We start from the raw sequence: 4884 nt of genomic DNA on the forward strand, positions 1-4884 counted from the left end.
GCCGCCGGGCCCCGGGGGGGGGGGGGGGGGGCGGGGGGGGGGGCGCGGCCCGGGCGGCACCCCGGCGCCCGCGCCCCCGGGCCCCGCGGGGGGAGCGCCGGCGCGGGCGCCGACTTCGTGCTGACCGGCGCCGACGGGCCGGCCTTCGGCCACCGCGGGGTGCGGTTCCTGCCGCTCGACACCACCCGGCCCACGGTGGGCGGCGGCGGTCTGGACCGGATGCGGGCCCTGCGCGAGGCTCTGGCGGCCGCCGCCCGGGAGCCGGCCACGGGCGCGCTGGCCGTCGTACAGGCGTATGCGCCGACCACCGTGGACCGCAAGGAAACGGCCCTGACGGCGCACCTGCTCGCCGGGTTCCGGCGCACCACCGGGAAACGGGCTGCCGTGATCACCCTCGGCGCCCCCGCCTTCACGGCCGGCCGCTCCGAGGGCGTCCTCTGCGTCGGGGCCCCGCGCACCGGCCGGACCGTCGTCGGCGTCGACGCCTTCGCCGAGGGGGACTGGCTCACCGTCCGGCCACCCGGCGCGGCGACCGGAAAGCCCTAGAGCCGGACGAGCGTGACCTCGGTGGCCTTCACGCTCGTCCACACCTTCGAGCCGTCGACCAGGCCGAGTTCGGCCGCGGCCTCCGGGGTGATCTCCGCGACCAGGTCGGGGGCCTCGCCCGAGGCCACCAGCACGCGCAGCCGGCTCCCGACCGCGGTGATCTCCCGTACGGAGCCCTGCCAGACGTTGCGGGGACTGCCCGCCGGGCGCTCGCGGTGGACCGACACCGCCTCCGGGCCGATGATCGCCAGCGCCCGGGCGCCCTCGGGCAGCGCGTCCGCCACCACCAGCCGTCCGCCGCCCGCCAGGACGAGGCCGTCGGCCGAGGCGGTGCCGGGCCAGGCGTTGCGGCCCCGCATCCGGGCGACCCAGGGCGAGCGGGGGTGGCGGGTGACCTCGGAGGGCGGGGCGTCCTGGAGGGTGCGCCCGTCGGCGAGGACCAGGACCCGGTCGGCGAGGGAGACCGCCTCGACGGGGTCGTGCGTGACGATGAGGCAGACACCGCCGAAGCCGGCCAGGTGCGTGCGCAGGGTGTGGCGGACCCGGGCCCGGGTGGTCTGGTCGAGCGCGGCGAGGGGCTCGTCGAGGAGCAGCAGGCGGGGCCGGGCGGCCAGGGCGCGGGCCAGGGCGACGCGCTGGGCCTGGCCACCGGAGAGCTGGGCGGGCTTGCGGGAGGCGAGATGACCGACGCCGAGCCGGTCCAGCCACAGCTGCGCCTCGCGGCGGGCCGCGGCGCGCGGCACCCGGCGGGCGCGCAGTCCGTAGGCGGTGTTGGCCAGGGCGGTCAGATGCGGGAAGAGGGCGCCGTCCTGCGGGACGCAGGCGACCTGGCGCTCGTGCGGGGGCAGGGCGGTGACATCGGTGTCGCCGAGCCGGAGTTCGGCGTGGGCGCGCGGGGTGAGGCCCAGGAGGGCGCGCAGCAGGGTGGTCTTGCCGGCGCCGTTCTCGCCGACGACGGCGATGGTGGTGCCGGGGTCGGCGTCGAGGGTGAGCTCGTTGAAGCCGGTGACCTCGGCGTGCAGGGGCCAGTGGCCGCCGTCCCGGGGGGCGGCGGGCAGACCCGGGGCCGGGTCGAGCTCCGGGTCCGGGGCCGGGGCCGGGCCTGCGGGCGCCGCGGCCGCCTCGGCCTGCTGCGGCGTGCGCGGTGCCCCGGCGGGCCGGGCCGTGACCGGGGTGCCGGTCCAGCGGCCGCGCAGGGCGATCAGCACGGCCATGGCGATCACGAGCAGCAGCAGGGAGACCGAGGTGGCGGCCTCCGGCGCGTCCTGAAGCAGCAGGTAGACCTGGAGCGGCAGGGTCTGGGTCGTCCCGGGCAGGTTGCCCGCGAAGGTGATGGTCGCGCCGAATTCGCCGAGCGCGCGGGCCCAGGTCAGCGCCGCGCCCGCGACCAGCCCGGGCGCCACCATGGGCAGCGTCACGGTGAAGAACACCCGCACCGGCGAGGCCCCGAGGGAGGCGGCGGTCTCCTCGTAGCTCTGCTTGAGGCCGCCGAGCGCACCCTCCAGGCTGATGACGAGGAAGGGCATGGCGACGAAGGTGGCCGCCACGACGGCGCCCGAGGTGTGGAAGGGCAGCGTGATCCCGAACGTGCCCTCCAGCCAGGGCCCGAGCAGGCCGCGCCGGCCGAAGCCGAGCAGCAGGGCCACACCGCCGACCGTCGGCGGCAGCACCATCGGCAGCAGCACCAACGAGCGGACGAACGCCTTCCCCTTGAACGGGACCCGGGCCAGCAGCCAGGCCAGCGGCACGCCCAGGAGCAGCGAGAGGCCGAGGGCCCACAGCGAAACGAAGAGGGACAGGCGCAGCGCCTCGACCACACCCGGGCTGGTGAGATGGGCGCCGAGCTCGCTCCACTGGGTGCGGCTGAGGATGCCGATCAGGGGCAGCAGCAGGAACGCGACGGCGAGCAGCGCGGGGAGCGCCAGGGTCACGGGGGGCCGGGTGCGGGGTCTGCTCATGTGGGTTCCTGGCTGGGGCGTGGGTGGATACGCGGACACGGGGATACGTGCATACGCGGCTACGCGGCTACGCGGCTACGCGGCTACGCGGCTACGCGGCTACGCGGCTACGCGGACACGGGGGACCGGCGGGCGACATGCCGAAGGGACCGCCCGTCCCCCCGGACCGGGCAGTCCCTCTCGATCTTTCCGGCTGCGCAGCCGGTTACGCCTTCTGGAAGCCCGCGTCCTGGAGGATCTTCTGCGCCTCGGGGCTGCTCAGCCAGGCCACGAACGCGGCGGCGGCCTCGGCGTTCTTGGACGACTTCAGGGTCGCGGCCGGGTAGGAGGCGACGGCGTTCTGGTCGTCCGGGATGTCCACGTTGACGACCTTGTCACCGGACTTCGCGGAGTCGGTCTTGTAGACGAGGCCGGCGTCGGCCTCGCCGAGCTCGACCTTGCTCAGTACGGCGCGCACGTTGGCCTCCTGGGAGACCGGCTTCACCTCGATCTTCTGCGCGTCGAGGATCTGCTTGCTGTAACGGCCGACCGGGACCTCGGGCGCGGCGAGCACGACCTTGATCTTGCTGTCGGCCAGGTCCTTCAGCTCGTCGACCTTGAAGGGGTTGCCCTTGCCGGTCGCGATGACCAGACGGTTCTTGGCGATGATCGACGGGTCGTTGGTCTCGGCCTTGAGCCCGTCCATCGTCTTGGTGTCGGCGGTAACCAGCGCGTCGGCCGGGGCGCCCTGCTTCACCTGGGCGGCGAGCTCCTGGGAGCCGGCGAAGGAGAAGGTCACCTTCGTGCCGGGGTGCGCCTTCTCGTACGCGGCGCCCGCGGTCTTGAAGACGTCGGTGAGCGAGGAGGCCGCCAGGACGGTCAGGTTCGCGGCCTTGGCCCCGGCGGAGGCAGGGGCTGAGGCGGAAGCCGAAGCCCCGGTGTCGGAGGCCTTGTCGTCGCTGCTGCCGCAGGCGGCCAGCGCGGGCACGAGGAGGGCGGCGGTCAGCGCCGCGGAGACGGCGCTGCGGCGGTTCAGTATCGGGGACATGAGCTGGTGCTCCTCGGTCGGGTCGGCGGCCGGCCGGGTGCCGGTTCCGCGCGGTGGTGACCCGCGCCGGTGACGGGCGGAGCGGGTGGGGACGCGTGCTGGTGCTGGACGGTCAGGTGCGGTCGATGTGCACGCTGGTGGACTTCACGCGGGCGGTGGCCTGCATGCCGACCTCCAGTCCGAGCTCCTCGACGGCCTCACGGGTGAGGAGGGAGACCAGGCGGTGCGGACCTGCCTGGATCTCGACCTGGGCGGCGACGTCACCGAGCTTGACTGCGGTGACGATTCCGGGGAACGCGTTGCGGGCCGAGGTGTAGGGCTCGTCGTCCTCGGCGTGGGCGCCCTGGCCCATCTCCACGGAGAATGCGGCCAGGTCGCGGCCGTCGATCAGTCGCCGGCCGGCGTCGTCGCGATGGGTCGCGACCCGGCCGGCGTCGGCCCAGCGGCGGGCGGTGTCCGGGCTCACGCCCAGCAGGCGCGCCGCCTGTCCGATGGTGTAGGACTGCATGAGCGACAAGGTAGGGGCACGCGTCCCGCATTTGCAATTCGTTTGGGATGATGCACATGGCAGATGCGATGCCTCTTGGCAAATCCGCCAAAATGCGTTCCGGTTCCGCGGGGGCGGCTCGCTAAAGTTCTGGCATGGCTGATGAAGCAACGGGAACGGGAACCGCCCGGGTGGACGCCTGGATCTGGTCGGTCCGCCTGACGAAGACCCGCTCGGTCGCGGCGACCGCCTGCCGGGCGGGCCATGTGAAGGTCAACGGCGAACGCGCCAAGCCGGCGCAGCCGGTGCGGGCGGGGGACGAGGTACGGCTGTTCCACGCGGGGCGCGAGCGCATCGTCGTGGTCAAGCAGCCCGTGACGAAGCGGGTGGGTGCGCCGGTGGCCGCGGAATGCTTCGTCGACAACAGCCCGCCCGTGCCGACGCGCATCGAGGCCGAGGTGGTCGGCGTCCGCGACCGCGGCACGGGCCGCCCGACGAAGCGCGACCGCCGCGAAATCGAATCCCTCCGCGGCCGCTGACCGCCGCCGCCCCGTTCGCTGCGGCGGACGCGCCGCCGCGGACCCGCCGCCGAGTCGCTGACCGTGGCCGAGCCGCCTGCCGCCGCTGACGCCGGCCGGTCGCCGCCGAGCCGCCTGCCGCCGCGGAGCCGCCGGTCGCCGCCGACCCGTTGACCGCCGCGGACCGGCCGCCGAGTCGCCGGTCGCCGCCGAGTCGGCGGTCGCCGCGGCCCGGTCGCCGTGCACTCGTTCGCCGAACCCGAGCAGCTCGCCAACGCCACGGTCACGCCGGTGACCCACCGCTTCGCCTACGCCGACGGCAGGCACGACGCCGAGTCCCTGCTCGCC

4 protein-coding genes and 1 pseudogene are annotated in these 4884 nt (G+C 75.1%); 2 read left to right on the forward strand and 3 right to left on the reverse strand.

The annotated features are described in order from the left end of the window. Positions 1-546, forward strand: a pseudogene (locus tag ACFXA3_RS35325) (hypothetical protein); the annotation flags it as partial. On the opposite strand, the gene ACFXA3_RS35330 reads toward ACFXA3_RS35325, so the two are convergent. The 3 genes from ACFXA3_RS35330 to ACFXA3_RS35340 form a co-directional block, all read right to left on the reverse strand. After that, positions 543-2504, reverse strand: a complete 1962-nt coding sequence (locus ACFXA3_RS35330; protein WP_385193932.1) for an ABC transporter permease — start codon at positions 2502-2504, stop codon at positions 543-545. The pseudogene ACFXA3_RS35325 and the gene ACFXA3_RS35330 sit on opposite strands and share 4 nt — an antisense overlap. A gap of 205 nt (positions 2505-2709) precedes the next feature. Then, positions 2710-3531 (reverse strand): molybdate ABC transporter substrate-binding protein, encoded by an 822-nt coding sequence (gene modA / locus ACFXA3_RS35335; protein WP_385193935.1) that lies wholly within the window; start codon positions 3529-3531, stop codon positions 2710-2712. Between the two features lie 112 nt (positions 3532-3643). Beyond that, a complete protein-coding gene (locus tag ACFXA3_RS35340; protein WP_385193937.1) occupies positions 3644-4039 on the reverse strand; it encodes a molybdopterin-binding protein in 396 nt (131 codons plus the stop codon). A gap of 134 nt (positions 4040-4173) precedes the next feature. Between ACFXA3_RS35340 and ACFXA3_RS35345 the strand changes: the two genes are divergently transcribed. Continuing rightward, positions 4174-4557: an RNA-binding S4 domain-containing protein gene (locus ACFXA3_RS35345; RefSeq protein WP_385193940.1), complete on the forward strand. Its 384-nt coding sequence runs from the start codon at positions 4174-4176 to the stop codon at positions 4555-4557. Positions 4558-4884: the final 327 nt, after the last annotated feature.

It is taken from the genome of Streptomyces sp. NPDC059456 (assembly GCF_042750055.1).
GTDB lineage: Bacteria > Actinomycetota > Actinomycetes > Streptomycetales > Streptomycetaceae > Streptomyces.

What these genes read in the sequence shown, in the direction of transcription:
- ACFXA3_RS35340 (WP_385193937.1), bottom strand. Translation starts at nt 4,039, where the DNA reads ATGCAGTCCTACACCATCGGACAGGCGGCGCGCCTGCTGGGCGTGAGC.
- ACFXA3_RS35330 (WP_385193932.1), bottom strand. Translation starts at nt 2,504, where the DNA reads ATGAGCAGACCCCGCACCCGGCCCCCCGTGACCCTGGCGCTCCCCGCG.
- modA (WP_385193935.1), bottom strand. Translation starts at nt 3,531, where the DNA reads ATGTCCCCGATACTGAACCGCCGCAGCGCCGTCTCCGCGGCGCTGACC.
- ACFXA3_RS35345 (WP_385193940.1), top strand. Translation starts at nt 4,174, where the DNA reads ATGGCTGATGAAGCAACGGGAACGGGAACCGCCCGGGTGGACGCCTGG.